The following is a 24,675-nucleotide window of genomic DNA, read 5'->3' as shown; positions in this document are numbered from 1 at the left end:
CAGATATGGACATCGAGCTCCGCGCGTGGTGCGCGGACGACGCTCCTACCGTGCTGCGCGCGTTCCAGGCGCCGGACATGGCCGGTCAGGCGTCGTGGCCGATCGTCTCGCTCCAGGACGCGGTGGGCTGGATCGCGTCCTGGCCCGGTGCGGGCCACGCGTTCGCTGTCACGCTCTCCGGCCAGGTCGTGGGCAACGTCGCGGTGACGAGCATCGACGGCCACGACAACGGCTGGGTCTCCTACTGGACGGTGCCCGAGGCCAGGGGTCGTGGTGTCGCGGCGGCGGCCGTGGTCGAGCTGACCCGCTGGGCCTTCCGCGAGCGCGGCCTATACCGGCTGGAGCTGGGCCACCGCATCAACAACCCGGCCTCGTGCCGAGTGGCCACAAAGGCGGGCTTCCGCCCCGAGGGCATCGAACGCCAGAAGCTCCGCTATGACGGCCGCCGCTACGACGTCGAACGCCACGCCCGCCTCGCCACCGACTGACCTGTTGCGGGACCGACCTGCCAACTGACTGTCCGCCATCACCCACAGACCCGCCATCGCCCACCACCGAGGACGGCTGGGACCGTGGGACGGAGAGTGCCGAACAGCTCGCGCCTGGTCATGGGTAGGCGAGCTGATCTAGGCTCGGGGGGTGGACAGCGAGAGCTCGGCCGCGGCCGACCTGCTGGCGGCACTGAGCCGGGCGGCGGAGATTCTCGCCGATTTACATCACCCGTTCGTCCGGAGCCAGCCCTTCTCCTATTTCTTTCCGCCCGCCGGCGTACGGACCGGGACCGCGTTCACCCTCCCCGACGGCCGTGAGCTCAGCTTCGCCGTCTCCATCTCCGCCGCCAACGGCGAGTTCCATGTCGACGGGGTGATCTCCGTCGAGGGTGACGTACTGCTGGGGCTGCCGCGCAAGACCACATCCAGCATTCACGACGGGCTCGCCGTGCTCGACGACTACGCGGGCGAGCTGGCCGCCCCGGCCGGGCAGCTCATCGACCAGCAGTTGGACAACATTGTCTAACTGTCTGACAATGATGGGCATGAAGAACGGACCTTTCGCCGTCATCGGTGCCTCCGTGCTCTGGGGGACGGCCGGTACGGCGGGGCTGCTCGTCTCGGCCGACTCGATCGCCTTGGCCGCCGCCCGACTGGTCATCGGCGGTACGGCGCTCGCCCTGGTCGGCCTGTTCGCCGGAGCCGGAGTCGGGACGAGGGCCGGAGCCGGAGTCGGAGTCGGAACGAGGGCCGGAGCCGGCGCCGGAGCGGGAGTTGGAACGGGAACGGGAGCGGAAGTTGGGCGGGCCCCGTTGGTCACGCCCAGGCAGCCGGTCATGCCCAGACTGCCGGGCACCCGGTCGCCAGGCACGCCCAGGCCGCTGGTCACCCGGTTCCCGGGCACCAGATTGCCGGTCACCCTCAGGTTGCCGGTCACGCCCGGGTTGCTGGCCGCCGCCGTTGCCGTCGCCGTGTACCAGTTGTGCTTCTTCGCCGCGGTCGCCCGCACCGGCGTGGCCATCGGCACAGTCGTCGCGATCGGCAGCGGGCCCGTCTTCACCGGGGCGCTCTCCTGGTTGCTGCACGGTGAGCGGCCGAGCCGGCGGTGGGCCATGGCCACCGCCGCCGCGGTCTGCGGGTGCGCCGCCCTGATCGTGGGCGGTGGTGCGCAGGCGGGCGGGCAGATGGTGTCCGGGGTGCTGTTCGCGCTGCTCGGCGGGCTGCTCTACGCGTTCTACGCCGTCACGGCCGCTCGGGCGATCAGCACGGGCGCGTCGTCGAACGCGGTCATGGGCGTGCTGTTCGGCGGCGCCGCCGTCATCATGGTGCCGGTCCTGCTCTGGCGAGGCACCGAGTGGCTGGCCGAGCCGCGCGGGCTGCTGGCCGCCCTCTACCTCGGAGTCGGCGCCACCGCTCTGTCCTACTTCCTGTACGGCCGAGGACTGCGCACCACACCGGTGGCCACGGCCGCCACCCTCGCCTTGGCCGAGCCGGCGGTCGCCGCGCTGCTCGGGCTGCTGGTGCTGGGCGAACGACTGACCCCGGTGTCCATCGCCGGCCTCGTCCTGCTGGCGATCAGCCTCGTGGTCGTGGCCGTACCGGAAAAGCCGCTGCCCGAAAAGCCGCCCACCGATAGTTCGGTGGCGGAGAGGTCGGCGCCTGAAGGGGCGCGGGCCGGGGGGTCGGCGTCTCAAGGGGTGCGAGACGGGGGGTCGCGTGGGCTACGGTCGCGGGGGGAAACGGTGTGTCCCAATGAGGCGTTAGAGTCGCAGCCGTGACGTTGCCGCTCAGACCCGTCTCCGCGGTCGGCGCGCTCGCCGACGCGCTGCGCCGCAGGGTGCTCTCCGGCGAGATCGGGCCGGGCACGGCGCTGCCCGAGCAGGAGCTCGCCGCCACCTACGGGGTGGCCAGGCCCACGGTCCGGGAGGCCCTGGCCGTGCTGGTGCACGAAGGGCTGCTCAGGCGTGAGCGCAATCGCAGTGCCTATGTCCCCGAGGTGACGATCGCGGACCTCGACGATCTCATGTACGTACGCCGGCCGCTGGAGGGTCTGATGGCCACGGCGGTGGCGGGGCGGCGGGTGCCGGAGGCGGAGGCGGCGCTGGTACGGATGGGCGCCCTGCCCGCCGACGCGCCGTGGTCGGAGTCGGTGGCCGAGCACATGGCGCTGCACCAGGCGCTGATCGAGGCCGTGGGCAGCCCGCGGCTCGAACGGCTCTACGGCGCGCTGGCCGCGGAGACCCGGCTCGGCCTGGTCCGGCTGCGTGAGGTGTACGAGGACAGGGATGTGCTCGTACATGAGCACCGGGAGCTGCTCGACGCCATCGCCGACGGCCCGGCCGACGCGGCGCGGGCCGCGGTGGTCGCCCACCTCAGCCACACTTGGGGCGGCGACACATCCCCCAGAGCCGAGAGCGACGTCCCGTAAAGAGGCCCTTTCCCGAGCTCTCCTGACCCTCTGCCGGGCCGATCTCGCGACGGAGATCCGCACCCAATATCGCGAACTCTTGCGGCGGGACCCCAGAAGTCGCAAGAATCGCGGCCATGCACGGCAACCCGATGCCGGACTCCTACGTGTACGTCACGGAAGAGGGCGTGACCCGTCACTATGCGGACGGGAGCGTCGAAGCCCTTGCCTGGGAGGACGTGGTCGAGGTCCGTGTGGTGACCGAGTCAGGAGAGGACGTCCTCTATATCCTGCTCGACCGCGACGGCGAAGGCTGCGTGGTACCCAGGTCTGCCACCGACGCCACGTTTCTGGCGCGTCTGCGCTATCTGCCCGATTTCGACCTCGACCGGTTGCACATTGCCGCCGAGTCGGCACATGACGGAGTCGTGGTCGTCTGGCGGAGTCCCGATCCGCCGTCCGCACTGCCGGATCTGGAATATGACTAGCGGCGTAATATTCCGGCAACCTGCTGAAATGCTGCCATAAACCCCACATTTGCCGACATGTAGATCAGCACTTTTGGATCGTTCCGTCAACCCCTTCCCCGCCCTGAGTTCCGTCCGGTTGTGGACATTTAACGGTATTTCCCAGGCAGGAGTGGATCTTTACTCTTTAGTGGGGGCCGCCGCCCTTGATTGTGCATGGGGGACTTGTCAACCCATGAGGTTCAAGGAACGTCATGTTCTTGCGGTGCACAGAGTTTTCAGGGTGGTGCTATGAGGGTGGGGACTGAGGAGTCCGATGTCGTACTCCTCGAGGCCGTACCACGTCACGCGTCAAGTATCTGGACGCGTGCGTACCTACGGCTTCTGTGGGGTGGCGACACGGCGTGCGCGCTGGTCGCGTGCGTCTGCGTGCTGGGCATCCGCCTCTTGTCCGGCGCGTACGTTCCGTTGGCCGAGTTCGTTCTCGGAGTCGGCCTGATCATCGCCTGGCCCTTCGCGTTGGCGATGGGTGGCGCGTACCGGCAGCGCGCGCACGGCGAGGGCACTGAGGAGTTCAGGGCCGTCTTCAACGGCGGGGCCGGGTTGATGGCCGCGGTCGCGATCGGCGCCTACGCCACGCAGACCGTCGTCGCGCGCAGCTTCGTCATGGCGATGCTGCCGCTGGCGCTTCTGTCCACGTTGTACTTCCGCTACAGGATGCGGAAGTACCTGCACAGCCGGAGAGTGGTCGGCGACTACATGCGCGAGGTCATCGCCGTCGGCCATCGCGAATCCATCCTCGACCTGGTCATGCAGTTCCGCCGTCAGCCGTACCACGGCATGCGGGTCGTAGGCGCCTGCCTGCCGCCGGACCGGATGGACGTCGACCTCGACGGCATCCCGGTGCTGGGCTCGTTCGGCGACGTCGCCGAGGTGGTGTACCGGATGGGGGCCGACGCGGTCGCCGTCACGGCCTGCCCGGAGTTCGACGGGTCGGCGCTGCGGCGGCTGGCGTGGAGCCTGGAGACCGCCCGCACCGATCTGTTCGTCGCGCCCGCGCTCGTGGAGGTCGCCGGCCCGCGGATCAGCATCAGGCCGGTGGCGGGGATGCCGTTACTGCACGTGGAGCATCCCGAGTTCGACGGCGCCAGGCAGATCGTCAAGACCATCTTCGACCGGCTCGTAGCGGGAGCCGCGTTGCTGCTGATGGCCGTGCCGCTGCTGGCGATCGTGCTGCTGATCCGCTTCACCAGTCCGGGCCCCGCGCTGTTCACCCAGACCCGGGTCGGCAAACGCGGCAAAGAGTTCCGTGTCTTGAAATTTCGGACCATGGTGCAGGACGCCGAGAAGCTCAGAGGCGCGCTTCTCGATGCCAACGAATTGGACGGGGTGCTCTTCAAGATTAGGAACGATCCAAGGATCACTCCGGTAGGCGCTTTCCTCCGCAAATATTCGCTGGACGAGCTCCCCCAACTGGTCAATGTCATGCGTGGCGACATGTCGCTCGTCGGCCCCCGGCCACCGCTCCCGGAGGAGGTCGCCCAGTACGGCAGCGACGTCCGCCGCCGCCTGGTCGTCAAGCCGGGCATGACGGGACTCTGGCAGGTCAGCGGCCGCTCGAACCTGAGCTGGGAGGAGTCCGTACGCCTCGACCTGAGGTACGTGGAGAACTGGTCCCTCATCCTCGACCTCCAGATCCTCTGGAAGACCTGGTCCGTCGTCACCCGTGGAGAAGGGGCTTACTAGCGGTGAAAGCACTCGTGCTGGCCGGAGGGTCGGGCACACGGCTACGGCCCATCACCCACACCTCGGCCAAGCAACTCGTGCCCGTCGCCAACAAGCCGGTGCTGTTCTACGGCCTGGAGGCGATCGCCGAGGCGGGGATCAGGGAGCTCGGGCTGGTCGTCGGCGACACGCAGGCCGAGATCGAGGCGGCCGTCGGCGACGGCTCCGCGTTCGGCCTGCAGGTGACCTACCTGCGCCAGGAGGCGCCGCTGGGCCTGGCCCACGGCGTGCTGATCGCCCGCGACTTCCTCGGTGATGACGACTTCGTCATGTACCTGGGCGACAACTTCATCGTGGGCGGCATCAACGGCCTGGTGGACCGGTTCGTCAGGGAGCGGCCCACCGCCCAGATCATGCTGACCAGGGTCGGCGATCCGCGCCAGTTCGGGGTCGCCGAGCTCGACCTCGCCGGCCGGGTGGTCGGCCTGGAGGAGAAGCCCGACCGGCCCAAGAGCGATCTCGCGCTGGTCGGCGTCTATCTCTTCAGCCCGGCGATCCACGCCGCCGTGGCCGAGCTCAAGCCGTCGGGGCGCGGCGAGCTGGAGATCACCGACGCGATCCAGTGGCTGATCGAGTCGGGGCTGCGCGTCGAGTCCTCGGTGATCTCCGGCTACTGGAAGGACACCGGCAACGTCACCGACATGCTGGAGGTGAACAGGCTCGTGCTGGAGTCGCTCGACCGCCGGGTGAGCGGCCAGGTCGACCAGGCCAGCGAGCTGATCGGGCGGGTCGTGGTGGAGCCGGGCGCCGTGGTCGAACGCTCGCGCGTCGTGGGCCCGGTGATCATCGGCCCCGGAGCGCGGGTACAGGACAGTTATGTCGGCCCGTTCACCTCGATCGGCGCCGACTGCGCGATCGGCCGCAGCGAGATCGAATACTCGATCGTGCTGCCCCGAGCCTCCATCCAGGGTGTCGGCCGGATCGAGTCGTCGCTCATCGGCCACGACGTCGAGGTGACCCCCGCCCCGGACACTCCCAAAGCCCACCGCCTCGTGCTGGGCGATCACAGCAAGGTGCAGATCAGTTCATGACAAGGATTCTGGTGACGGGTGGGGCCGGCTTCATCGGCTCGCACTTCGTCCACGGGCTGCCCGAGGCGGACGTGACCGTGCTCGACAAGCTCACCTATGCCGGCAACCGGGCCAACCTCGAAGGGAGGCCGCACACCTTCGTCCACGGTGACATCTGCGACGTCGAGCTGCTCGGCGAGGTGGTGCCGGGCCACGACCTGGTGGTCAACTTCGCCGCCGAGTCGCACGTCGACCGGTCGATCGACGGCCCGGCCGAGTTCATACGCACCAACGTGCTCGGCACCCAGACGCTCCTCCAGGCGTGCCTGGAGGCCGGGGTGCCGAAGGTGGTGCACGTGTCGACCGACGAGGTCTACGGCTCCATCGACCACGGCTCATGGGAGGAGTCCGCGCCGATCCAGCCGCGCTCCCCGTACGCCGCGTCGAAGGCGGGCGGCGACCTGGTCGCCCGCGCGTACGCGATCACGTACGGCCTCGACGTGTCGATCACCCGGTGCGGCAACAACTACGGCCCGAGGCAGTACCCGGAGAAGGTCATCCCGCTGTTCGTCACGAACCTGCTGCGCGGCGAGCGGGTCCCGCTCTACGGCGACGGCGGGAACGTCCGCGACTGGATCCACGTCGCCGACCACTGCGCGGGCATCCGCCTGGTGGCCGAGAAGGGCGCGCCCGGCGAGGTCTACCACATCGCAGGCACGGCCGAGCTGACCAACAGGGAGCTGACCGAGCGGCTGCTGGAGGCGTGCGGCCGGGACTGGAGCATGGTCGAGCCCGTCGAGGACCGCAAGGGCCACGACCGCCGCTACTCTCTCGATGACACCAAGCTGCGCGCGCTCGGCTACCGGCCGGAGATCCCGTTCGAGCAGGGGCTCAAGGACACCGTCAGCTGGTACGCGAGCAACGCGGCGTGGTGGAGAGCTTGAAGCGGAACACCTGGCTCACCTCCGCGCTCTGGGCACTGCTGTCGCCGTTCGCCGGCTGGGCGGTGCTCCGCGTGGCCGGATGGGAGCCCAAGCTCAGGTGGTCCCAGCTCGTCTCGTTCACCCCCTACGCCGCCGCGGGCTCGCTGGTGCCGCTGGCGCTCGCTCTGGCGCTGCGCAACCGGCCCGCCACGTACGCCGCGCTGGTGGTGGGCGGGCTGCTGGCCTCGGCGGTGCTGCCGCGCGCGGTGCCGAAGGGCGTCCCCGAGGCGGCGGGGCAGCCGCTGCGCGTGATGACCGCGAACCTGCGCGTGGGCTCGGTGCCCGCCGAGGCCCTGATCGGTGCGGTCGAGCGGACCCGTCCCGACGTGCTCACCCTCCAGGAGCTCACGCCGGACCTCGCGGCGCGACTCGACCGGGGCGGCCTGCGCGCCCTGCTGCCGTACCACCTGGAACAGCTGGGCACGGCCGTCTACTCGCGCTTCCCGCTTCGTCCTGGACTCGGCTTCGCGGCGGGCCAGTGGCAGCACGTCGGCGGCCTGCTCACGCTGCCCGACGGTTCGGAGGTGGACGTCGTCGGCGTGCACGCCTGCGCGCCGGCCGGCGGCTGGCTGGCCGGATGCTGGGCGCAGAGCATCCGGGTCCTGCCGTCGGCGGTGGCGAAGCGGCCGCGCGTCCTGGCCGGCGACTTCAACTCCACGCTCGACCACGCGGTGCTGAGGGAGCTGATCGCCACCGGCTATCAGGACGCCGCGTCCGTCACCGGGAAGGGACTTGTCATGACCTGGCCGTACTACGGGCGCTCCGCCCTCGTCCCCAAGGTCGCCATCGACCACGTGCTGGCCTCCGAGGGGGTGGCCGTGCGCTCGTTCGAGACGCTCGCCCTCCCACGGACCGACCATCGCGCCACGGTCACCGACCTGATCCTGAGGCGGCGCGCATGAGGTGGGTGATCACGGGTGCGGGCGGCATGCTCGGCACCGACCTGACGGAGCTGCTGCGGACCATGCCGGGGATGCGGGTGCGCCCGTTCATCCGGTCCGAGCTGGACCTGTGCGACGCCGGTGCCGTCGCCTGGGTGCTGCGCGCGGCCAGGCCCGACGTGGTGGTCAACTGCGCCGCGTGGACGGCCGTCGACGACGCCGAGACGCGCGAGGAGGAGGCCCTGGCGATCAACGGGACGGCCGTGTCCGTGCTCGCCCGGGTCGCCGCCGACCTGGGCGCCCGGCTGATCCAGCTCTCCACCGACTACGTCTTCGACGGCGCCGGGGTCGGGCCGTACCGGGAGAACGCCCCGACGGGCCCCATCAACGCCTACGGCAGGACCAAGCTCGCGGGCGAGCACGCGGCTCTGGAGCACGGCCACCACGTGGTGCGTACGGCCTGGCTCTACGGCGCCCACGGCCGCAGCTTCGCCCGCACGATGGTCGGCCTCGAAGCCTCCCGGCCCACCGTTTCCGTGGTCGACGACCAGTTCGGCCAGCCCACCTGGACCGGCGACCTGGCCGAGCGGATCGTCCAGCTCGGCCGGGCGGACGCCCCGCCCGGCGTCTACCACGGGACGAGTGCGGGGCGGACCAGCTGGTACGACTACGCGAGAGAGCTCTTCTCCCTGCTCGGGGCCGATCCCGGCCGGGTCGGACCCATCCCGAGCACCGCCCTGCGCCGGCCCGCCCCACGCCCCGCCAACAGCGTGCTGGCGCACGGGAACTGGCAGGCCGCCGGGCTGCCGCCGATGCGGGAGTGGTCCATCGCCCTACACGCGGCCTGGCCGGCCCTGCTGAGGGCCTGGGGCGCTCGCGTAGTGGGCCAGGCAGTCGGCGTAGGAGGGGAGTAGACCTTGCTCGGCCGCTTCCGCCAGCGTGGGTGCCGCGGCGTCCTTGTCCGAGAGGATCGGCTCGATGCCCTCCGGCCAGACGATGCCGAGGGCCGGGTCCAGCGGATGGATGCCGTGCTCGCGCTGCGGAGCGTAGGAGGTGGAGCACAGGTAGATCACGGTGGCCGACTCACTGAGCGTGAAGAACGCGTGCCCGAGTCCTTCGGCCAGGTAGACCGCCTGCCGCGAGTCGTCGTCCAGCTGCACCGCCGCCCACTGGCCGAAGGTGGGCGAGCCGGTTCTGAGGTCCACCGCGACGTCGAGGACGCTGCCGGAGACGCACGTGACGTACTTGGCCTGACCGGGCGGCACGTCCGCGTAGTGGAGGCCGCGCAGCACGCCCCTGGCCGATACCGAGCAGTTGGCCTGGGCGAGGTCCAGCGGGCGGTCGAGCTCGTCGCTCCTGAACCACTCCAGGAACTGCCCGCGTCCGTCCTTGTGGATACGCGGGCTGAACAACCAGGCGCCGTCGAAACCGAGGGGATCCATGAGCGGGATCCTGACATAGCAGGAACGTTCCCACCAGAGCGTGTAACGCGTGAGATGGCAGTCGCGAAATGCCAGTTGATTGAGGCAGGTGATCCCGAGCGGGGTCAGGATCACCGTCCCCATCAGTACGTTTCCGGGAGCCTGCAACCCATCCCGCCCCACGCACGGCCTCGCAAGACCTACGAGGGGAGATCGGTTCGACTCGCACCACGCACGTGTAAGGGGCAAGTCCAGATGACCACGGTATTCACCGGCAGCACGATGAACGACGAGGCACGACGCGAGCGGATCTTCCAGGGCGACGTCTTCGTCTACACGGCCTCGCCCGCGTCCCGCGAGCTCGTGTCCTTCGCCCGCGAACTGGTCGCCGAGACCTTCGGCGGCGCCGATCCCACGACCGCCCAGCACAGCATGCCGGTCGAGCGGTTCGCCGCGCTGCTGGCCGACGTCAAGCCGCGTTTCATCCATCACCCGAGGTGCAAGGAGCTCATCGCGGTCCTGCTGGACGAGCTGGGGTTCGCGTCGGACGAGACCTACTTCGACGTGCCGCGGTTACGGACCTCTACCTCCGACGGCTACCTCGACTCGGGCATCTCCTACGCCTACCACGCCCACCGCGACTGCTGGTACTCGGCGCCGTTCAACCAGGTGAACTGGTGGATCCCCGTCTACGACGTGGTGCCGGAGAACGTCTTCGCGCTGCACCCGGAGTACTTCACCCAGGCCGTGCGCAACGGCAGCGGCCGCTACGACTACGCCTCGTGGGTCAGGACGGAGCGCCCGTCGGCCGCCCAGCACATCTACAGCGACACGCGCGAGCAGCCGAAGCCGGAGGAGGATCTCGACCTGTCCGGGGAGCTCAGGTTCGTCATGGAGCCGGGCGGGGTGCTCCTGTTCTCGGGCGCCCAGCTGCACTCGACCGTGCGCAACACCTCGGGCGTGACGCGCTTCAGCATCGACTTCCGCACCGTCCACATCGACGACGTCAGATCACGCAAGGGCGCGCCCAACGTGGACGCGGCGTGCTTGGGCACCACTCTGCGCGACTTCATGCGCGCCGGGGACCTGGCACGCATCCCGGAGGAGCTGTCGGCGGAGTACGAGAAGGAGGCCGTGGCTCACCTGGAGCGAGCCAACGGTAGTTCGTACTGAATTTCACACATCGGGAGGGGACCATGGCTCGTTGGTTACTGCTTGGAAGAGGCCGAGGCCGGTGACCGTCTGCCGGCTCTGCGGCTCGGGCGAACTGGCGAGCGTGGTCGACCTCGGTGCCACGCCGCCCTGCGAGCTGTTCCTCACCAGGGAGCGGCTCGACGAGCCCGAGCTCACCTACCCCCTGCACCTGCGGGTCTGCACGAGCTGCTGGCTCGCCCAGATACCGCCGCTGATCCAGCCGGAGGAGACGTTCACGGAGTACGCGTACTTCTCCTCCTTCTCCACCTCCTGGGTGGAGCACGCCAGGGAGTTCGTGGCGGCGGCCGTGGACCGGTTCGCGCCTGGCTTCGTGGTCGAGGTGGCCAGCAACGACGGTTACCTGCTGCAGCATGTGGCGGAGCGAGGGGTGCGCTGCCTGGGCATCGAGCCCTCGGCCAACGTGGGCGAGGCGGCCAGGGACAAGGGCATCGCCACGCTCACGGCCTTCCTCGACCCGGAGACCGGGGCGGCGGTCCGTGCCGAGCACGGGCCCGCCGACCTGGTCGTGGCCAACAACGTGTACGCGCACATCCCCGACGTCGTCGGCTTCACCCGAGGGCTGCGGGCGCTCGTCGCCGACGACGGGTGGGTCTCCATCGAGGTGCAGCACCTGCTCACGCTCGTGGAGCTGAACCAGTACGACACGATCTACCACGAGCACTTCCAGTACTACACGGTCGCCTCCGCGCGGCGGGCGCTGGCCACCGGTGGCCTGACGCTGGTCGACGTGGAGCTGCTGCCGACGCACGGTGGCTCGATCCGGCTCTGGGCCCGGCCCGAGGAGGCGGGCGGCGAGCCCAGCGAGCGGGTGGCCGACGTGCTGGCCAGGGAGAAGGGGGCCGGGCTCGACGAGCTGGCCGGGTACGCGGAGTTCGCCGCCCGGGTGGCCAAGGTCCGCCGCGACCTGCTCCGCTTCCTCATCGACGCGGCCGAGGCGGGCAAGACCGTGGCCGGCTACGGCGCGCCGGGGAAGGGCAACACGCTGCTCAACCACTGTGGGATCCGCGAGGACCTGCTGGCGTACACGGTGGACCGCAATCCGTACAAGCACGGCAGGTTCACACCGGGCACCCGGATCCCCATCCTGCCGCCCGAGCGCCTGGCCGAGGACCGGCCGGACTACGTCCTGGTGCTGCCCTGGAACCTGCGAGAGGAGCTCACCGAACAGCTCTCCTATGTCCGCGAGTGGGGCGGGCAGCTGGTCTTTCCCATCCCGAGTCTGGAGATCGTGCCATGAAGGTCGTGCTCTTCTGCGGTGGGTACGGCACGCGGATGCGCACCGGAGCTCCGGGCGAGGTACCCAAGCCCATGCAGCTCGTCGGTCCCCGGCCGTTGATCTGGCATGTGATGCGCTATTACGCGCACTTCGGGCACACCGAGTTCATCCTCTGCCTCGGCTACGGAGCCCAGCACATCACGGAGTTCTTCCTGGACTACAAGGAGACCGCCTCCAACGACTTCCGGCTGCGCGGCGGCGAGGTGGAGCTGCTGTCGCAGGACATCTCGGACTGGTCGATCTCCTTCGTGCAGACCGGCGTCACTTCGCCGATCGGCGAGCGGCTGCGCCGCGTCCGCGACCAGCTGGACGGCGAGGAGGTGTTCCTGGCCAACTACGCCGACGTGCTCACCGACGCGCCGCTGCCGGAGATCATTGATCGATTCACGGCCGCCGACGTGGGGGCGTCCATGATGGTCGTGCCGCCGCCCGGCACCTTCCACTGCATCGACATCGACGACGACGGGCTGGCGAGGGACATCGCGCCGGTCACCCAGATGCCGATCTGGGTCAACGGCGGGTATTTCGTGCTCCGTCAGGAAATTTTCGATCACATTCCAGAAAATGGGGATCTGGTGGGGGATGGCTGTGTGGAGCTGACCAAGCGCGGCCGGCTCATGACCTATCGGCACCGCGGCTACTGGCGGCCGACCGACACCGTCAATCAACGGATCGAGCTGGACGACGCGTACTCGCGCGGCGACAGGCCCTGGGCGCTGTGGGAGGCATGATCCGCCTGACGGCCACCCGGCTGGGCCGGATCGTCGCGCTGGGCGCGCACTGCGACGACATCGCGATCGGGGCGGGCGGCACGCTGCTCACCCTCTGCGCGGCCCGGCCAGGGCTCCAGGTCGACGCGCTGGTCCTGTCCGGTGGCGGCACCGAGCGAGAGGACGAGGAGCACGCGGCGCTCACCGCCTTCTGCCCCGGGGCCGACCTGAGGCTGACCGTGCTCAAGCTGCCCGACGGCCGGCTGCCCGCGCACTGGGAGCAGGCCAAGGAGGCGCTGGAGCTGCTGCGGGCCAGGACCGATCCCGACCTGATCCTCGGCCCGCATCCGGGAGACGCCCACCAGGACCACCGGGGCCTGGCCGAGCTCGTACCCACGGCCTTCCGCGACCACCTGACACTCGGCTACGAGATCGTCAAGTGGGACGGCGACCTCGGCCGCCCCGCCGCCTACCAGCCGCTGCGGCCGGAGGTGGCGGCGGAGAAGGTCGCCCTGCTGCGGCGGCACTACCCCTCGCAACTCGGGCGTACCTGGTTCGACGACGAGGCATTCCTCGGGCTCGCCCGCATCCGCGGCATCGAGTGCGGCGACAGGTACGCCGAAGCCTTCCACACCCGCAAACTGACCCTCGACCTCGCAGGAGACTAGCCGGATATGCGTGTACTGCTGACCGGGCACCAGGGCTACCTGGGCACCGTCATGTCCCCCGTACTCGCCGAAGCGGGACACGAGGTGACCGGCCTCGACTCAGGGCTGTTCGCCGACTGCGTCCTCGGGCCACGGCCCGAGGACCCCGAAGGGCTCGCCCTGGACCTGCGCGAGGTCCCGGCCGAGGCGCTGACCGGATTCGACGCGGTCGTGCACCTGGCCGCCCTGTCCAACGACCCGCTCGGCTCGCTGGCGCCCGAGCTGACCTACGACATCAACTACCACGCCTCCGTACGGCTGGCCCGGCTGGCCCGCGAGGCGGGGGTGCGGCGCTTCCTGTACGCCTCCACCTGCTCGGTCTACGGAGCCGCCGGCGGGGACGACCTGGTCACGGAGGAGGCGCCCCTGCGCCCCGTGACCCCTTACGCCGAGTCCAAGGTGCGCGTGGAGGACGAGGTGCTGAAGCTGGCCGACGCCGACTTCACGCCGGTCTTCCTGCGCAACGCCACGGCCTTCGGCTTCTCGCCCCGGCTGCGTGCGGACATCGTGCTCAACAACCTGGTGGGGCACGCCCATCTGTCGGGCGAGGTGCGCGTGCTGTCCGACGGCACGCCGTGGCGGCCCCTGGTGCACGCGCTGGACATCGCGGACGCGTTCGCCGCCGCCCTGGTCGCGCCGCGCGAGGCCGTACACGCCGAGGCGTTCAACGTGGGCACCGAGCAGAACAACGTCACCGTGGCCGGGATAGCGGCGACCGTGGTGGAGGCGGTGCCCGGCGCCACGCTGGCCATCACGGGGGAGACGGGCGCCGACCCGCGCTCCTACCGGGTCGACTTCTCGCGGATCCGCGCGGCGCTGCCCGGATACGAGGCGCGCCGCTCGGTGAAGGAGGGCGCGCTCGAACTCATCGACGCCTACCGGCGGCACGGGCTGACCAGGGAGGACTTCGAGCGCCGCTTCACCCGCCTGGCCCGCCTGTCGGACCGGCAGGCCGCGGGCACGGTGGACGAGCGGCTGATGCCCTCGTGACCGGCCTCGGAAAGGAGATGCACGAGCTCGTCGAGCGTCTCTACCCGCTGTGCCGGAGCATCACGGGAGACGGCGTCCGCCGCACCCTGGAGATCGTCGGCGAGCACATCGCGCTGAACACGCACGAGGTGCCCACCGGCACGCAGGTGCTCGACTGGAACGTGCCCAAAGAGTGGAACATCCGCGACGCCTACATCAAGGACCCCACGGGCGCCAAGGTCGTCGACTTCGCCGAGTCCAACCTGCACGTGGTCGGCTACAGCGTGCCGGTCTCGGCCCGGATGCCGCTGGCCGAGCTCCGCGGCCACCTGCACACGCTGCCGGACCAGCCGGGGCTCATCCCCTACCGGACGAGTTACTACGCCGAGGACTGGGGGTTCTGCCTGCGCCACGAGACGCTGGAGGGCCTCCAGGAGGGCGAGTACGAGGTCGTGGTCGACTCCACGCTGGCGGACGGCCACCTCACGTACGCCGAGCACGTCGTGCCCGGCCGGACGGACGAGGAGGTGCTGATCTCCTGCCACACCTGCCACCCGTCGCTGGCCAACGACAACCTGGCGGGCATCGCGGTGGCCGTCCAGCTGGCCCGGCGGCTGGCGGCGGCGTCGCCGCGCTACACCTACCGCTTCCTGTTCGCGCCCGGCACGATCGGGTCGATCACCTGGCTGGCCCGCAACCGGGACGCGGTCGAGCGGGTCAGGCACGGGCTGGTCCTCGCCTGCGCGGGGGACGGCGGCGCGCTGACGTACAAGCGGAGCAGGCGCGGCGACACGGAGATCGACCGGGCGATGGGGCACGTGCTGCGCTCCTCCGAGCGCCCGCACCGCACGCTCGACTTCTCCCCGTACGGCTACGACGAGCGGCAGTACTGCTCACCCGGCTTCGACCTGCCGGTCGGCTGCCTGACCAGATCGACGTACGCGGGCTATCCGGAGTACCACACCTCGGGCGACGACCCGGCGTTCGTCCTGCCCGAGGCGATGGAGGACACCCTGGAGACCTGCTGGGAGGTGACCCGGGTGCTGGAGGGAGACCGGCGCCTGGAGAACCTCAGCCCCTACGGCGAGCCGCAACTGGGCCGGCGCGGCCTGTACGGGGCGCTCGGCGGCAGGAGCGACACCAAGCAGGCCCAGATGGCCATGCTCTGGGTGCTGAACCTCTCGGACGGCACGCACTCGCTGCTGGACATCGCGGAACGGGCGGGCCTGCCGTTCCAGGCGGTGGCCGAAGCGGCGGGGAGCCTCGAAGACGCGGAACTGGTGAGGGAATGGAAACCATGAACTTGCGGGTCGGCGACCTGGTGGAGATCCGCAGCGAGGCCGAGATCCTGGCCACGCTGGACGAGCGCGGCGAGCTGGACGGCCTGCCGTTCATGCCGGAGATGCTGAAGTTCTGCGGTCAGCGCCTCACCGTGCACAAGGTGGCGCACAAGCTGTGCGACACGCTGACCAAGACGGGCCTGCGGCGCATGGACAGCGCCGTGCACCTGCTCGGCGCCCGGTGCGACGGCTCGGCGCACGGCGGCTGCCAGACGGCCTGCTCCATGTACTGGAAACAGGCGTGGATCAAGCGCGTCGCGGCGGACGAGCTGCCCCCGAACGCCGTGCCGGACTCCCGGCTGCTGCCGCTGCTGGAGATCAACAGCCGCAAGCCGCCGGGCGAGGACGGCACCGAACGCTACTCCTGCCAGGCGACCGAGCTGCTGCGAGCGGCGCCCGTACCACTGCCGATGGCCGATCTGGGGCAGTTCGTGGCGGACGTACGGACGCGGAACGTCGGCGTGCTCAGGACCCTGAAGGCCACCGGAATCGGGCTGTACAACCGCTTCCAGCACCTGGCCAGGAGGAAGCTGCCCCGCCCGCTGCGCATCAAGGGCGGCCGGCCGTGGGGCACGATGAAGGGCCAGATCAGGGGCCGCACGCCGGTCCAGACGCTCGACCTTCAGCCGGGCGAGCTGGTCCGCGTACGGTCCAAGCAGGAGATCCTGGCCACCGTCAACGAGGACCTGTCCAACCGCGGCATGAACTTCGACGCCGAGCTGGCCCGCCACTGCGGCCGCACCGCACGGGTCCGCGCCCGGGTGGACCGCTGCATCGACGAGCCCACGGGGCGGATGCTGGAGATGAAGACGCCCTGCATCGTGCTGCAGGACGTGGTGTGCGAGGGCGTCCACTCGCTGAATTGCCCTCGCGAGTTCTTCCCCTTCTGGCGCGAGATCTGGCTCGAAAGGGTTCCGGACAGTGAGTGAGCAGGTAGTGAGCGAGCCCGTCAGCGATCATCGGGCCGGATCGGCGGGCAGGGGACTGCGGTGGGGGCTGCTGGCGCGGGGCGGGTCGAAGGTGGCCACCTTCACCCTGAGCCTCGTGCTGGCCCGCCTGCTCGCCCCGGAGGACTTCGGGTTGTACGCGGTCGCGCTGGCCGCCAACCAGTTCCTCTTCTACATCAACGACGCCGGCATCGTGGCGGCCGTTGTGCAGTGGCGGGGCAAGCTGGAGGACATGGTGGTCACTGCGACCACCGTGGTCCTCACCCTCAGCGTGGCCATCTACGCCGCGTTCTGGGTGGCGGCGCCCTACTTCACCGGCCTGGCGGGCAACGTCTCCGCCACGCCGGTGGTGCGGCTGCTCACCGTGATCATCGTGATCGACGGGTTCGTCAACGTACGCAGCGCGGTCATGCTCCGTGGCTTCCAGCAGGACAAGATAGCCAAGGCGAACATGGCGGGCATCGCCGTCCAGGTGCCGCTGGCGATCACGCTGGCGGCCGCGGGCGCGGGCGTCTACAGCTTCGTCATCGGCGCGGTCGCCAACTCCCTGGTGAGCGGCATCCTGGTCTTCATCTGGGCCAAGATGCCGCTGCGGCTGGGCTTCGATCGGGCCATCGCCCGCAAGCTGCTGGGCTTCGGCATCCCCCTGGCGGTCAGCCTGGCCATCGAGGCGCTGGTGCTCAACGCCGACGCCATCATCATCGGCCGGCTCCTGGGCGCGACCACGCTCGGCTTCTACATGATCGCGCTGAACGTGTCGAGCTGGGTGCCGGGACTGGTCGGTGAGGCCCTGCGCCACGTCACGCTGCCCGGCTTCTCGCGGGTCGCCGAGGAGCGCCCGGAGGCGTTCTCCGCGCGCGTCCAGCAGATCGTGCCGATGCTGATCACGCTGGTGCTGCCGGTCGCGGTCCTCTTCGGCGTGCTGGCGCCCCTGGTCGTGCCCTTCCTGTACGGCGAGCGCTGGCTGCCCGCCGCCCAGGCGCTGTCCTTCCTCATGGCGCTGATGGTGGTGCGGATGCTCACCGCGCTGGCCTTCGACATCCTGACCTCGCTCGGCGCGACCAGGCTCGTTGTGTGGATGAACCTGAGCTGGGCCCTGGCCCTGCTGCCCGCCCTGTACGCCGGCGCCCGGCTGGACGGCATCCAGGGCGTGGCCATCGCGCACGCGGCCGTCGCGCTGCTGATCGCCCTGCCCGTGACGGCGCTGCAACTGCGCCGCTCGGGCGTCGTGCTCGGACCGGTCCTGCCCGGGATCCTCCGGCTGCTCCTCGGCGGCCTGCTGGCCGGCCTGGCCGCCTGGCTGGTGGCCAGGCTGACCGAGGGCGCCTTCGACTTCGTCCGGCTCTGCGCCGCCGGAGGAGCCGGGCTGATCGTGTACGTGGTGACCGGGCTCTCGCGGGAGCGGATCAGGAAGATTCGCGAGGTGGTGACGAGCTGAGCGGCCCCCGCAGGCCGCGGGCCACGTCGATGGCCGAGTGGGCGACGTTGCGGGCCATGGGCACGGCGTTGCGCCGCAGCCAGGGCCGCAGCGCCGCGTAGGCGCGCAGCCGCTGCTGGCGGGTCAATGGAGCGTTCCTGATGACCCGCAGCAGCGCGCGGCCCTCCTCCACGTTGGGCAGGAAGAAGCGCTGGTCTCCGGGCATCTCGCGGGCGCGGAAGGCCCGCGCGTGGTTGACCTGGCTGTTGCTGCCCGGGTGGTTGCGGTGGCGCAGCAGCAGCTCGTCCACCACGACCAGCGGCCCGAGCAGCGCCAGGCCCGAGATCATCACCCGGTCGGCGGGCAGGATGGCCTCCAGCGGCCGGGCCCGCAGCAGCGTCTCCCTGCGCATGAGCCCGTAGAAGTGCATGGTCTCGTCGTAGTTGTCCAGCCGGTGGCGCAGGCGCGTCACCGGGTCGGGCTGGTCGGTGGGGGCGGTGTCGCGCCAGGTGCCGATGGTCTGCCCGGTCTCGTCGATCTCCTCGACGCCCGAGACGGCCGCCGCCGCCGAGGGGTGGCGGCGCAGCGCCGCCGAGAGCAGGGCCAGGCGGTCCTCGTGGTACTCGTCGTCGGAGGTGGCGTAGGAGAAGAACTCGCCGCGGGTCTCGTGGACGACCTTGTTGTGGTTGGCCGTGATGCCGACGTTGTGCTCGCGCCGCAGGTAGCGGACGCGGGGATCGGTCCTGGCCAGCTCGCGGCAGAGCTCCTCGGTGCCGTCCGTCGAGCAGTTGTCGGCGATCACCAGCTCGAAGTCGACCCCCTTCTGGGAGAGGACCGAGCGCAGGGCGCCCTCCAGGTACGGCTCGCCGTTGTAGACGGGCATGCCGACCCCGATAGGAGGTTCGGCGCGGCCGACAAGTGAGGCGGAGGAGCGTACATTCGGTGATCTGGACGTCATCCGGGCAGCCCTTCTAGCGGAAGCTGAGGTGAGGCTGAGGTACGGTCGCGCCGATGTTCTCGCGAAGTAAGGCGAACGGCAACCAGGTCCGGTGATTCGTAACATCGACTCGGCCGGTCACGATAAGCAATCTGTACCATTTTTTATGGCCAGGCATTGGCCCATACTGGCGGGGGCTTGGGCGGGTAAATATGGCTTTTTGGAACGATCTGTTAGGCCTTATCCGAAACAAGCGCGTTGGACCTCCCATCATCGCCCTCGCCCTCGTCCTGGCGTTGGTGGCGTTCTTCGTGGGGTCACCGCGTTACGAGACCGAGTCGTCGCTGATCCTGACCGCGCCGCCGTCCGGTGGCACCCTGTCGATGGATCCCACCAAGCCGGTCGGCCTGACCAATCCGCTGCTGCAGTACAACGACGGGCTGCGGACGGTCGCGGGCATCCTCATCCTCGCGCTCAACAGCAAGGACGAGCTGCGCAAGCTCGGGATCGAGGAGAACGGCAGCACCGAGATCGTCATCGACGACGGCCGGTCCAACGCGGACCTGCTGGGTGTCGTGACGCAGGGCCCGTTCATCCACATCAAGGTCGTGAGCCGGACGGCGGAGACGGCGAAGGGCATCCTTGAGCGGGCCGAGCGGCGCCTGCGTGAGGAGCTGACCAGCTACCAGACCTCGCTGGGCGCGCCGAAGAGCACGTTCATCGCGGTCAACAACGTGGCGCTGATCCCGGTCGAGTACGACGGCGGGGGCAAGCTCCAGCTGGCCGCTGAGGTGCTGGTCGTCGCCCTGCTCTTCGGCTTCGGCGCCGCCTACCTGATGTGGATCCGCCGCGTCCGCGCCCGTACCGCCCCGGCGGAGCCGGCCAAGGACGAGGCGGACGTCCCCGAACCCGCCGCCGAGCCGGAAGCGGCGAAGCCCCTAAACGGCCGCTCAACGGTCATATCTTCCGGAGGATCCAACGACGGCCCGTCCGCGGACCGCGACGACGACGGCCCCGCGACGGAGGAGTTCGCCCGGATCAACGGCGAGTTCCTGAGTATCGCTCCCGACCAGCGAAAGCCCGGCCAGGACGGCCACGCGGGTTAGGGAACCCGGCGCTTGGCGCGGCGTTCGGGGCGGGGGAACCCGCCCCGAACGCCGCGCTCGGGGCTAGGCGACCCGGTTGGCGACCTCGGCACAGCGCTCGATGGCCGCCTGTCGCACCTCTCGCGGGGTGCCCGACTTGGCGGAGATCATCATGCCGATCGCCCCGTCCCCGAGCCGATCGGCGAAGGCCAGGGCGGTCGGCAGGTCCATCGGCGACTCGTCGGGGGTCTTGTGGCACAGGCCGGTGTCCGACGGCGGGAGCTCGTCCGGCGCGCTGAGCACCTCGTCCACGAACAGCCCGTACAGCATGAACTCCGACACGTGCAGCCGGGAGCCGAAGGCGTCGGCCCAGTGCCGGCCGGTGTTCTCGGTGAGCCGCCGCTGGAGCCCGCGCACGATGGCGGGGTCCCAGAAGGTGAGCGGGCTCATGTAGTCGGGCAGCGGCGGCTCGGGCGCCGGCGGCAGTTTCAGCAGCTCGCGGGCGACCCGGTGCCACAGCACGTGCCGGGTCATGAGCGGGTGCACCCCGTCCTCCAGCCGGTGCAGCAGCGGCCGGCCGCCGACCAGGGAGCGCTGGGCCGTCGTCGGCCGGACGAGCACCACGTCGGAGTCGGCCACCAGGACCACGTCCGCGTCCATCGCCGCCGTGGCCGCCAGCTTGACGATCTGCTGCATCACCCAGCCGCGTACGGGCGGCCAGGGGCGCAGGGCGTTGACCCACATGCCCAGCCGGGGCACCTTGACGTAGCGCTTCGGCAGCAGCTCTCCCACGGTCCTGACCCGGCAGCGCGGGCCTTCGTGGGCGGCGAACAGGCGCCGGTCGGCGCGCGGCACGAAGACGTGATGGACGGTGTCTTCCGGGGTGTACTCCAGTACGGAGCGGTGCAGATCGGCGAACTGTTCCGCGTCGGGTCCATAGCTGGGGGTGACGACGGCCAGCGAGGTCATGGGCTTGGTCACTCACCCTCATCGGAGCCAAGCTTTGGCACGTTACATGTGATAAGTAACGCTGGTCGCAGCCTCGCCGATGCTCTGAAGTACGGCTGGAACATGCCTGGGGGGCTGTGTTGGACTTCTGGAGCGCGATCATCGTCCTCCTGCGTCGCTGGTACATCGCGGCTCCCGCGTTCCTGCTGACGCTGACCGCCGCCTACGGCGTCTACACCCAGATCCCCGTCCAGTACTCCTCGACGACGGTCATGGTGCTCACGGTGCCGCCGAGCGGGTCGTACCGGCCGCCGAACCCCAAGAACCCCAACCCGATCATCAACCCGCTGCTCAACTTCGACGGCGGGCTGAACATGTCGGCCTCCATCCTGGTGCAGATACTCAACACCACGGAGGTGGCCGGCCAGATGGGCATCCGGCCGGACGGCAAGACCACCTACAAGGTCAACAACGGCCATCCCAATCCCGAACTGCTCATCAGCGCGCCCTTCGTGGTCATCGAGGGCAAGAGCCTGGCGCCCCAGGACGCGCGGGCGATCGTGGTCAGGGTCGCCGAGCGGGCCAAGGTCGAGCTGAAACGGCGCCAGGAAGTGCTGAAGGCCCCGCCGGAGACGTACATCAACCTGAACGAGATGGTCTCCCCGACCGAGCCGCTGCCGGAGCGCGGCGGGAAGATCCGCAGCGCCGCGGCGGTGTTCGCGCTGGGCGTGGCCGCCGCGCTCGGCGCCTCCTTCTGCGCCGAGAGCGTCATGACCGGGCTGCGGCGCAGGAGGGACGAGCGGGACGGGCCGGACCCGGCACCCGAGGCGGACGTCCGGACCGAGGAAGCGGTGTTGCAGCGTTGAACGTGGCCATCGAGCGGTCCATCGTCCGGCCGGTGCCCCACAGGGCCGACGCCGCGACCCTGTGCGCGATCTTCACCGTGGTCCTCATGCTGGTGCCCGCCCGTCAGGTGATCGGTGGCCTGCCGTTCGACCTCACCTACGCGGAGGCCATCGGGCTGTTCGCCGCCGTCTGGTGGTTCTGCGCGCACCTCACCAGAACGCTCGGCGCGGCCAAGGGGCCGTCGGCGGTGCGCTACGCGATCTACTTCTACGCGCTCGCCTTCCTCGCGACCTACGCCTACGCCTCCGCCGGGTGGCTGCCCTCGTACGAGCAGGACCTGTCCGACCACGTGCTGGTCATCGCGGTCGCGATGGTGGGCATCGCGCTGATCGGCGTGGACGGCGTGCCGAGCCGCGAGCGGATCGACCTGGTGCTGAAGACGCTGGTGGTGGTCGGCGCCATCATGGGGGTGATCGGCGCGATCCAGTTCCTGCTGTCGTTCGACGTGACCCAGTACATGCAGATCCCCGGCAGCCGCATTCGGGCGGTCGAGGTGACGATCCTGGAGCGCAACGGGCTCAACCGGGTGGCCTCGACCGCGGGGCACCCCATCGAGTTCGGCGTCGTGACCGCCATGGTGCTGCCGGTCGCCCTCCACTACGCCTTCGGCGCGCGGGAGAACGGCGAGCCGCAGCGGCGCTGGTGGATCCTGGTGGCGCTGATCGCCTGCGGGATGGCCTTCTCCGCCTCGCGCTCGACGGTCCTGGGCCTGGCCGCCTCCGGGGCGGTGCTGTTCCTCGGCTGGCCCAACGCCCGGCGGATCAGGGCCGCCGTCTCACTCGCCGGGTTCCTGGTCGTCATGAAGCTGGTCGTCCCCGGCCTGATCGGCGCCATCGCCGGGCTGTTCACCAACCTGGACAACGACGAGAGCCTGCGCTGGCGGACCAACGACTACACCACGGCGATCTCGGAGTTCTCGCAGCATCCCCTGCTGGGCCGGGGCAACGGCACCTGGTTCCCGCCGCACCACCCGGTCTTCGACAACCAGTATCTGCTGACGGCCGTGCAGGGGGGCGCGATCGGCGTGCTGGCGTTCCTCGGCCTCTTCCTGGTCGGGATGTGGTCGGCCGTTCGCGTCAGGAGCATCAGCGTGGACGACCGCACCCGCGACCTCGGGCTGACGCTGGCCGCCTGCCTGATCGTGCCGGTGGTGGGCTCGGCCACGTTCGACCTGAACTCCTTCAGCACGGCCACCGCACTGTCGTTCCTGCTCATCGGCCTGGCCGGGGCGTTGATGCGGGCCGCGCGCCGCGAGGCCGGGCTTCAGGCGCCCTGTGAGGTCAGCCCTCCAGCCGCCGCCGTGCCTCTTTCCACGAGCCGGCCGCCAGATCCCGCGCGCTGATCGCCGAGACCGGCAGCGGCCAGTCGATCGCCAGGTCGGGGTCGTCGTAGCGGACGGAGATGTCCTCGGCCGGGTCGTGCGGCCGGTCGATCCGGTAGCAGACGTCGGCGTCGCTGAGCGCCTGGTAGCCGTGGAGCAGGCCGGGCGGCACGTACAGGTGCGTGAAGGTCTCGTCGTCGAGGAGCACCGACATTTGCTCGCCGAAGGTGGGCGAGCCGGGCCGGGCGTCCACGAGCACGTCGTACACCGCGCCGCGCGCGCACCTGACGAGCTTGGCCTCGCCCCGGCCGGAGCGGCCGTGCATGGCCCTGATCGCGCCCTTGACCGTGCGGGACTGGCTGTCCTGGACGAACGCCGCCGGATCCAGGCCGTGCTCGGCCGCGATCTCGGCGTCGAACGTCCTGGTGAACAGGCCGCGCTCGTCACTGTGCGGGCTCGGGACGAACAGCAGCGTCCCCGCGAGCGCGCCTTCCTCGACTCTCATGGGCACATCTTGGCCCGGCGTCCGAGCCGTCGCCACCGTGTAACGGATATACCCCGATACCGATGTCCAAAGGGTGAGTCGGCAGACGGGGGGTGCGGTATTCCGATGGGCCATTCGTCGGATGAGAACGGTCCAAAGAACCGCGCCTTACCTGTCGCGCAGCGCGCGCGGGTGGGCGCCGTCGGGATCGACGCCATCACCGAGTCGCAGGTCGCCGAGCACCTCGCGCGGGCCTGGCACGACGGCCTGGGCGGCATGATCGTGACCGCCAACGTGGACATCGTCCGCGCCGCCACCCGCGACCCCGAGCTCGCCGAGCTCGTGGCGGGCGCCGAACTGGTGGTCGCGGACGGCATGCCGGTGGTGTGGGCCGCCCGCCTCGGCGGACTGCGCGTATCCGACCGCGTCACCGGGTCCTCCCTGATCTTCACCCTCAGCGAGGTCGCCGCCCGCGAGGGACGGTCGGTGTTCCTGCTCGGCGGCGAGCCAGGGGTGGCGGAGGCGGCCGGTGAGGTACTGGCCGGGCGTTATCCCGGTTTGCGGGTGGCCGGGGTCTACGCGCCGCCCTTCGGCTTCGACCGGCTGGCCGGCGGGATGGCGGAGACCGTGGAGAAGGTCCGCGCGGCCGCTCCCGACCTCGTCTTCGTCGGCCTGGGCTTTCCCAAGCAGGAACGCGTCATAGCCGCGCTCCGCCCCGAACTCCCGCACGCCTGGTACATCGGCTGCGGCGCCGCCATCCCGATGGCCGCCGGGCAGTTCCGGCGGGCCCCGGACGGAATCCAGCGGGTGGGCGGTGAGTGGTTGTTCAGGCTCGCCCTCGAACCCCGTCGACTCGTCCGCCGCTACCTGCGTGACGACCTGCCCTTCGCGCTCAGGCTGCTGGCCGGGGCCGCGTGGCACCGGCTGGCCGCGGGCCGGCGCTCCTGACCTCACAGATTGGGTGCCTG

Annotated in this window: 26 protein-coding genes; 22 read left to right on the top strand and 4 right to left on the bottom strand. The window is 70.1% G+C overall.

Going from position 1 to position 24,675, the window contains the following annotated elements; all coding sequences use genetic code 11:
* The first annotated feature begins 5 nt into the window (after nucleotides 1–5).
* The 10 genes from ACQP2T_RS58355 to rfbD all read left to right on the top strand — a co-directional run bounded on the left by ACQP2T_RS58355 (nucleotide 6) and on the right by rfbD (nucleotide 8,938).
* Nucleotides 6–488: a GNAT family N-acetyltransferase gene (locus ACQP2T_RS58355; RefSeq protein ID WP_433513290.1), complete on the top strand. Its 483-nt coding sequence runs from the start codon at nucleotides 6–8 to the stop codon at nucleotides 486–488.
* Nucleotides 489–639: 151 nt separating this feature from the next.
* Nucleotides 640–1,017 carry a hypothetical protein gene (locus ACQP2T_RS58350; RefSeq protein WP_433513289.1) on the top strand — a complete coding sequence of 126 codons (378 nt, stop codon included), beginning with the start codon at nucleotides 640–642 and terminating at the stop codon, nucleotides 1,015–1,017.
* Between the two features lie 19 nt (nucleotides 1,018–1,036).
* Nucleotides 1,037–2,269 carry a DMT family transporter gene (locus tag ACQP2T_RS58345; RefSeq protein ID WP_433513288.1) on the top strand — a complete coding sequence of 411 codons (1,233 nt, stop codon included), beginning with the start codon at nucleotides 1,037–1,039 and terminating at the stop codon, nucleotides 2,267–2,269.
* On the top strand, nucleotides 2,266–2,919 hold the full coding sequence (locus tag ACQP2T_RS58340; protein ID WP_433513287.1) for a GntR family transcriptional regulator: 654 nt from the start codon (nucleotides 2,266–2,268) through the stop codon (nucleotides 2,917–2,919). The genes ACQP2T_RS58345 and ACQP2T_RS58340 overlap by 4 nt, the downstream gene beginning before the upstream one ends.
* Nucleotides 2,920–3,035: 116 nt before the next feature.
* The gene (locus ACQP2T_RS58335; RefSeq protein WP_225298795.1) at nucleotides 3,036–3,386 is read left to right on the top strand and encodes a hypothetical protein; all 351 of its coding nucleotides are present in this window, start codon (nucleotides 3,036–3,038) and stop codon (nucleotides 3,384–3,386) included.
* A 270-nt stretch (nucleotides 3,387–3,656) separates the two neighbouring features.
* The gene (locus tag ACQP2T_RS58330) at nucleotides 3,657–5,111 is read left to right on the top strand and encodes a sugar transferase (RefSeq protein ID WP_433513286.1); all 1,455 of its coding nucleotides are present in this window, start codon (nucleotides 3,657–3,659) and stop codon (nucleotides 5,109–5,111) included.
* Nucleotides 5,112–5,113: 2 nt separating this feature from the next.
* On the top strand, nucleotides 5,114–6,181 hold the full coding sequence (locus tag ACQP2T_RS58325; protein ID WP_433513285.1) for a glucose-1-phosphate thymidylyltransferase: 1,068 nt from the start codon (nucleotides 5,114–5,116) through the stop codon (nucleotides 6,179–6,181).
* The gene (rfbB, locus tag ACQP2T_RS58320; protein ID WP_433513284.1) at nucleotides 6,178–7,104 is read left to right on the top strand and encodes a dTDP-glucose 4,6-dehydratase; all 927 of its coding nucleotides are present in this window, start codon (nucleotides 6,178–6,180) and stop codon (nucleotides 7,102–7,104) included. The genes ACQP2T_RS58325 and rfbB overlap by 4 nt, the downstream gene beginning before the upstream one ends.
* Nucleotides 7,101–8,045 carry an endonuclease/exonuclease/phosphatase family protein gene (locus ACQP2T_RS58315; RefSeq protein WP_433513283.1) on the top strand — a complete coding sequence of 315 codons (945 nt, stop codon included), beginning with the start codon at nucleotides 7,101–7,103 and terminating at the stop codon, nucleotides 8,043–8,045. The genes rfbB and ACQP2T_RS58315 overlap by 4 nt, the downstream gene beginning before the upstream one ends.
* Nucleotides 8,042–8,938: a dTDP-4-dehydrorhamnose reductase gene (gene rfbD, locus ACQP2T_RS58310; RefSeq protein ID WP_433513282.1), complete on the top strand. Its 897-nt coding sequence runs from the start codon at nucleotides 8,042–8,044 to the stop codon at nucleotides 8,936–8,938. The genes ACQP2T_RS58315 and rfbD overlap by 4 nt, the downstream gene beginning before the upstream one ends.
* On the opposite strand, the gene rfbC is transcribed toward rfbD, so the two are convergent.
* Nucleotides 8,858–9,466 (bottom strand): dTDP-4-dehydrorhamnose 3,5-epimerase, encoded by a 609-nt coding sequence (gene rfbC, locus ACQP2T_RS58305; protein WP_433513281.1) that lies wholly within the window; start codon nucleotides 9,464–9,466, stop codon nucleotides 8,858–8,860. The two genes, rfbD and rfbC, sit on opposite strands and share 81 nt — an antisense overlap.
* A 234-nt stretch (nucleotides 9,467–9,700) precedes the next feature.
* Between rfbC and ACQP2T_RS58300 the strand changes: the two genes are divergently transcribed.
* The 8 genes from ACQP2T_RS58300 (at nucleotide 9,701) to ACQP2T_RS58265 (ending at nucleotide 18,047) form a co-directional block, all read left to right on the top strand.
* Nucleotides 9,701–10,618: a hypothetical protein gene (locus ACQP2T_RS58300; RefSeq protein WP_433513280.1), complete on the top strand. Its 918-nt coding sequence runs from the start codon at nucleotides 9,701–9,703 to the stop codon at nucleotides 10,616–10,618.
* A 61-nt stretch (nucleotides 10,619–10,679) separates the two neighbouring features.
* Nucleotides 10,680–11,897, top strand: a complete 1,218-nt coding sequence (locus ACQP2T_RS58295; protein WP_433513279.1) for a class I SAM-dependent methyltransferase — start codon at nucleotides 10,680–10,682, stop codon at nucleotides 11,895–11,897.
* Complete coding sequence (locus ACQP2T_RS58290) at nucleotides 11,894–12,667, top strand: sugar phosphate nucleotidyltransferase (protein ID WP_433513278.1); 774 nt, start codon at nucleotides 11,894–11,896, stop codon at nucleotides 12,665–12,667. The genes ACQP2T_RS58295 and ACQP2T_RS58290 overlap by 4 nt, the downstream gene beginning before the upstream one ends.
* A complete protein-coding gene (locus tag ACQP2T_RS58285) occupies nucleotides 12,664–13,314 on the top strand; it encodes a PIG-L deacetylase family protein (RefSeq protein ID WP_433513277.1) in 651 nt (216 codons plus the stop codon). The genes ACQP2T_RS58290 and ACQP2T_RS58285 overlap by 4 nt, the downstream gene beginning before the upstream one ends.
* Before the next feature lie 6 nt (nucleotides 13,315–13,320).
* Complete coding sequence (locus ACQP2T_RS58280) at nucleotides 13,321–14,343, top strand: NAD-dependent epimerase/dehydratase family protein (RefSeq protein ID WP_433513276.1); 1,023 nt, start codon at nucleotides 13,321–13,323, stop codon at nucleotides 14,341–14,343.
* A complete protein-coding gene (locus ACQP2T_RS58275) occupies nucleotides 14,340–15,623 on the top strand; it encodes a DUF4910 domain-containing protein (protein WP_433513275.1) in 1,284 nt (427 codons plus the stop codon). The genes ACQP2T_RS58280 and ACQP2T_RS58275 overlap by 4 nt, the downstream gene beginning before the upstream one ends.
* Nucleotides 15,620–16,591, top strand: a complete 972-nt coding sequence (locus tag ACQP2T_RS58270) for a hypothetical protein (RefSeq protein WP_433513274.1) — start codon at nucleotides 15,620–15,622, stop codon at nucleotides 16,589–16,591. Before ACQP2T_RS58275 ends, ACQP2T_RS58270 begins: the two co-directional genes overlap by 4 nt.
* Nucleotides 16,584–18,047, top strand: a complete 1,464-nt coding sequence (locus tag ACQP2T_RS58265; RefSeq protein WP_433513273.1) for an oligosaccharide flippase family protein — start codon at nucleotides 16,584–16,586, stop codon at nucleotides 18,045–18,047. Before ACQP2T_RS58270 ends, ACQP2T_RS58265 begins: the two co-directional genes overlap by 8 nt.
* On the opposite strand, the gene ACQP2T_RS58260 is transcribed toward ACQP2T_RS58265, so the two are convergent.
* On the bottom strand, nucleotides 18,016–18,909 hold the full coding sequence (locus ACQP2T_RS58260; RefSeq protein ID WP_433513272.1) for a glycosyltransferase family 2 protein: 894 nt from the start codon (nucleotides 18,907–18,909) through the stop codon (nucleotides 18,016–18,018). The two genes, ACQP2T_RS58265 and ACQP2T_RS58260, sit on opposite strands and share 32 nt — an antisense overlap.
* Nucleotides 18,910–19,262: 353 nt before the next feature.
* Between ACQP2T_RS58260 and ACQP2T_RS58255 the strand changes: the two genes are divergently transcribed.
* The gene (locus ACQP2T_RS58255; protein ID WP_433513271.1) at nucleotides 19,263–20,069 is read left to right on the top strand and encodes a hypothetical protein; all 807 of its coding nucleotides are present in this window, start codon (nucleotides 19,263–19,265) and stop codon (nucleotides 20,067–20,069) included.
* A 63-nt stretch (nucleotides 20,070–20,132) separates the two neighbouring features.
* On the opposite strand, the gene ACQP2T_RS58250 is transcribed toward ACQP2T_RS58255, so the two are convergent.
* Nucleotides 20,133–21,029, bottom strand: coding sequence for a DUF6492 family protein (locus ACQP2T_RS58250; RefSeq protein WP_433513270.1), 897 nt, complete (start codon nucleotides 21,027–21,029; stop codon nucleotides 20,133–20,135).
* A gap of 107 nt (nucleotides 21,030–21,136) precedes the next feature.
* Here ACQP2T_RS58250 and ACQP2T_RS58245 point away from each other — a divergent pair, with 107 nt between their 5' ends.
* Both ACQP2T_RS58245 and ACQP2T_RS58240 read left to right on the top strand, forming a co-directional pair.
* Nucleotides 21,137–21,862 (top strand): hypothetical protein, encoded by a 726-nt coding sequence (locus ACQP2T_RS58245; RefSeq protein ID WP_433513269.1) that lies wholly within the window; start codon nucleotides 21,137–21,139, stop codon nucleotides 21,860–21,862.
* 2 nt (nucleotides 21,863–21,864) lie between these two features.
* Nucleotides 21,865–23,244: an O-antigen ligase family protein gene (locus tag ACQP2T_RS58240; RefSeq protein WP_433519977.1), complete on the top strand. Its 1,380-nt coding sequence runs from the start codon at nucleotides 21,865–21,867 to the stop codon at nucleotides 23,242–23,244.
* Here ACQP2T_RS58240 and ACQP2T_RS58235 read toward each other — a convergent pair.
* Nucleotides 23,183–23,728: a dTDP-4-dehydrorhamnose 3,5-epimerase family protein gene (locus ACQP2T_RS58235; protein ID WP_433513268.1), complete on the bottom strand. Its 546-nt coding sequence runs from the start codon at nucleotides 23,726–23,728 to the stop codon at nucleotides 23,183–23,185. The genes ACQP2T_RS58240 and ACQP2T_RS58235 overlap by 62 nt on opposite strands.
* A 105-nt stretch (nucleotides 23,729–23,833) precedes the next feature.
* On the opposite strand from ACQP2T_RS58235, the gene ACQP2T_RS58230 reads away from it, so the two are divergent.
* Complete coding sequence (locus tag ACQP2T_RS58230; protein ID WP_433513267.1) at nucleotides 23,834–24,655, top strand: WecB/TagA/CpsF family glycosyltransferase; 822 nt, start codon at nucleotides 23,834–23,836, stop codon at nucleotides 24,653–24,655.
* Nucleotides 24,656–24,675: the final 20 nt, after the last annotated feature.

This window comes from Nonomuraea sp. CA-143628, assembly GCF_050942315.1.
GTDB lineage: Bacteria > Actinomycetota > Actinomycetes > Streptosporangiales > Streptosporangiaceae > Nonomuraea.
This window is presented reverse-complemented; position numbering and strand designations above follow the sequence as displayed.

Excerpts from the sequence above, each read along its gene's own strand:
- ACQP2T_RS58290 (WP_433513278.1), top strand. The coding sequence starts at position 11,894 with ATGAAGGTCGTGCTCTTCTGCGGTGGGTACGGCACGCGGATGCGCACC.
- rfbC (WP_433513281.1), bottom strand. The coding sequence starts at position 9,466 with ATGGATCCCCTCGGTTTCGACGGCGCCTGGTTGTTCAGCCCGCGTATC.
- ACQP2T_RS58235 (WP_433513268.1), bottom strand. The coding sequence starts at position 23,728 with ATGAGAGTCGAGGAAGGCGCGCTCGCGGGGACGCTGCTGTTCGTCCCG.
- rfbB (WP_433513284.1), top strand. The coding sequence starts at position 6,178 with ATGACAAGGATTCTGGTGACGGGTGGGGCCGGCTTCATCGGCTCGCAC.
- ACQP2T_RS58230 (WP_433513267.1), top strand. The coding sequence starts at position 23,834 with ATGGGCCATTCGTCGGATGAGAACGGTCCAAAGAACCGCGCCTTACCT.
- ACQP2T_RS58280 (WP_433513276.1), top strand. The coding sequence starts at position 13,321 with ATGCGTGTACTGCTGACCGGGCACCAGGGCTACCTGGGCACCGTCATG.
- ACQP2T_RS58335 (WP_225298795.1), top strand. The coding sequence starts at position 3,036 with ATGCACGGCAACCCGATGCCGGACTCCTACGTGTACGTCACGGAAGAG.
- ACQP2T_RS58260 (WP_433513272.1), bottom strand. The coding sequence starts at position 18,909 with ATGCCCGTCTACAACGGCGAGCCGTACCTGGAGGGCGCCCTGCGCTCG.
- ACQP2T_RS58270 (WP_433513274.1), top strand. The coding sequence starts at position 15,620 with ATGAACTTGCGGGTCGGCGACCTGGTGGAGATCCGCAGCGAGGCCGAG.
- ACQP2T_RS58345 (WP_433513288.1), top strand. The coding sequence starts at position 1,037 with ATGAAGAACGGACCTTTCGCCGTCATCGGTGCCTCCGTGCTCTGGGGG.
- ACQP2T_RS58355 (WP_433513290.1), top strand. The coding sequence starts at position 6 with ATGGACATCGAGCTCCGCGCGTGGTGCGCGGACGACGCTCCTACCGTG.
- ACQP2T_RS58285 (WP_433513277.1), top strand. The coding sequence starts at position 12,664 with ATGATCCGCCTGACGGCCACCCGGCTGGGCCGGATCGTCGCGCTGGGC.
- ACQP2T_RS58300 (WP_433513280.1), top strand. The coding sequence starts at position 9,701 with ATGACCACGGTATTCACCGGCAGCACGATGAACGACGAGGCACGACGC.
- rfbD (WP_433513282.1), top strand. The coding sequence starts at position 8,042 with ATGAGGTGGGTGATCACGGGTGCGGGCGGCATGCTCGGCACCGACCTG.
- ACQP2T_RS58330 (WP_433513286.1), top strand. The coding sequence starts at position 3,657 with ATGAGGGTGGGGACTGAGGAGTCCGATGTCGTACTCCTCGAGGCCGTA.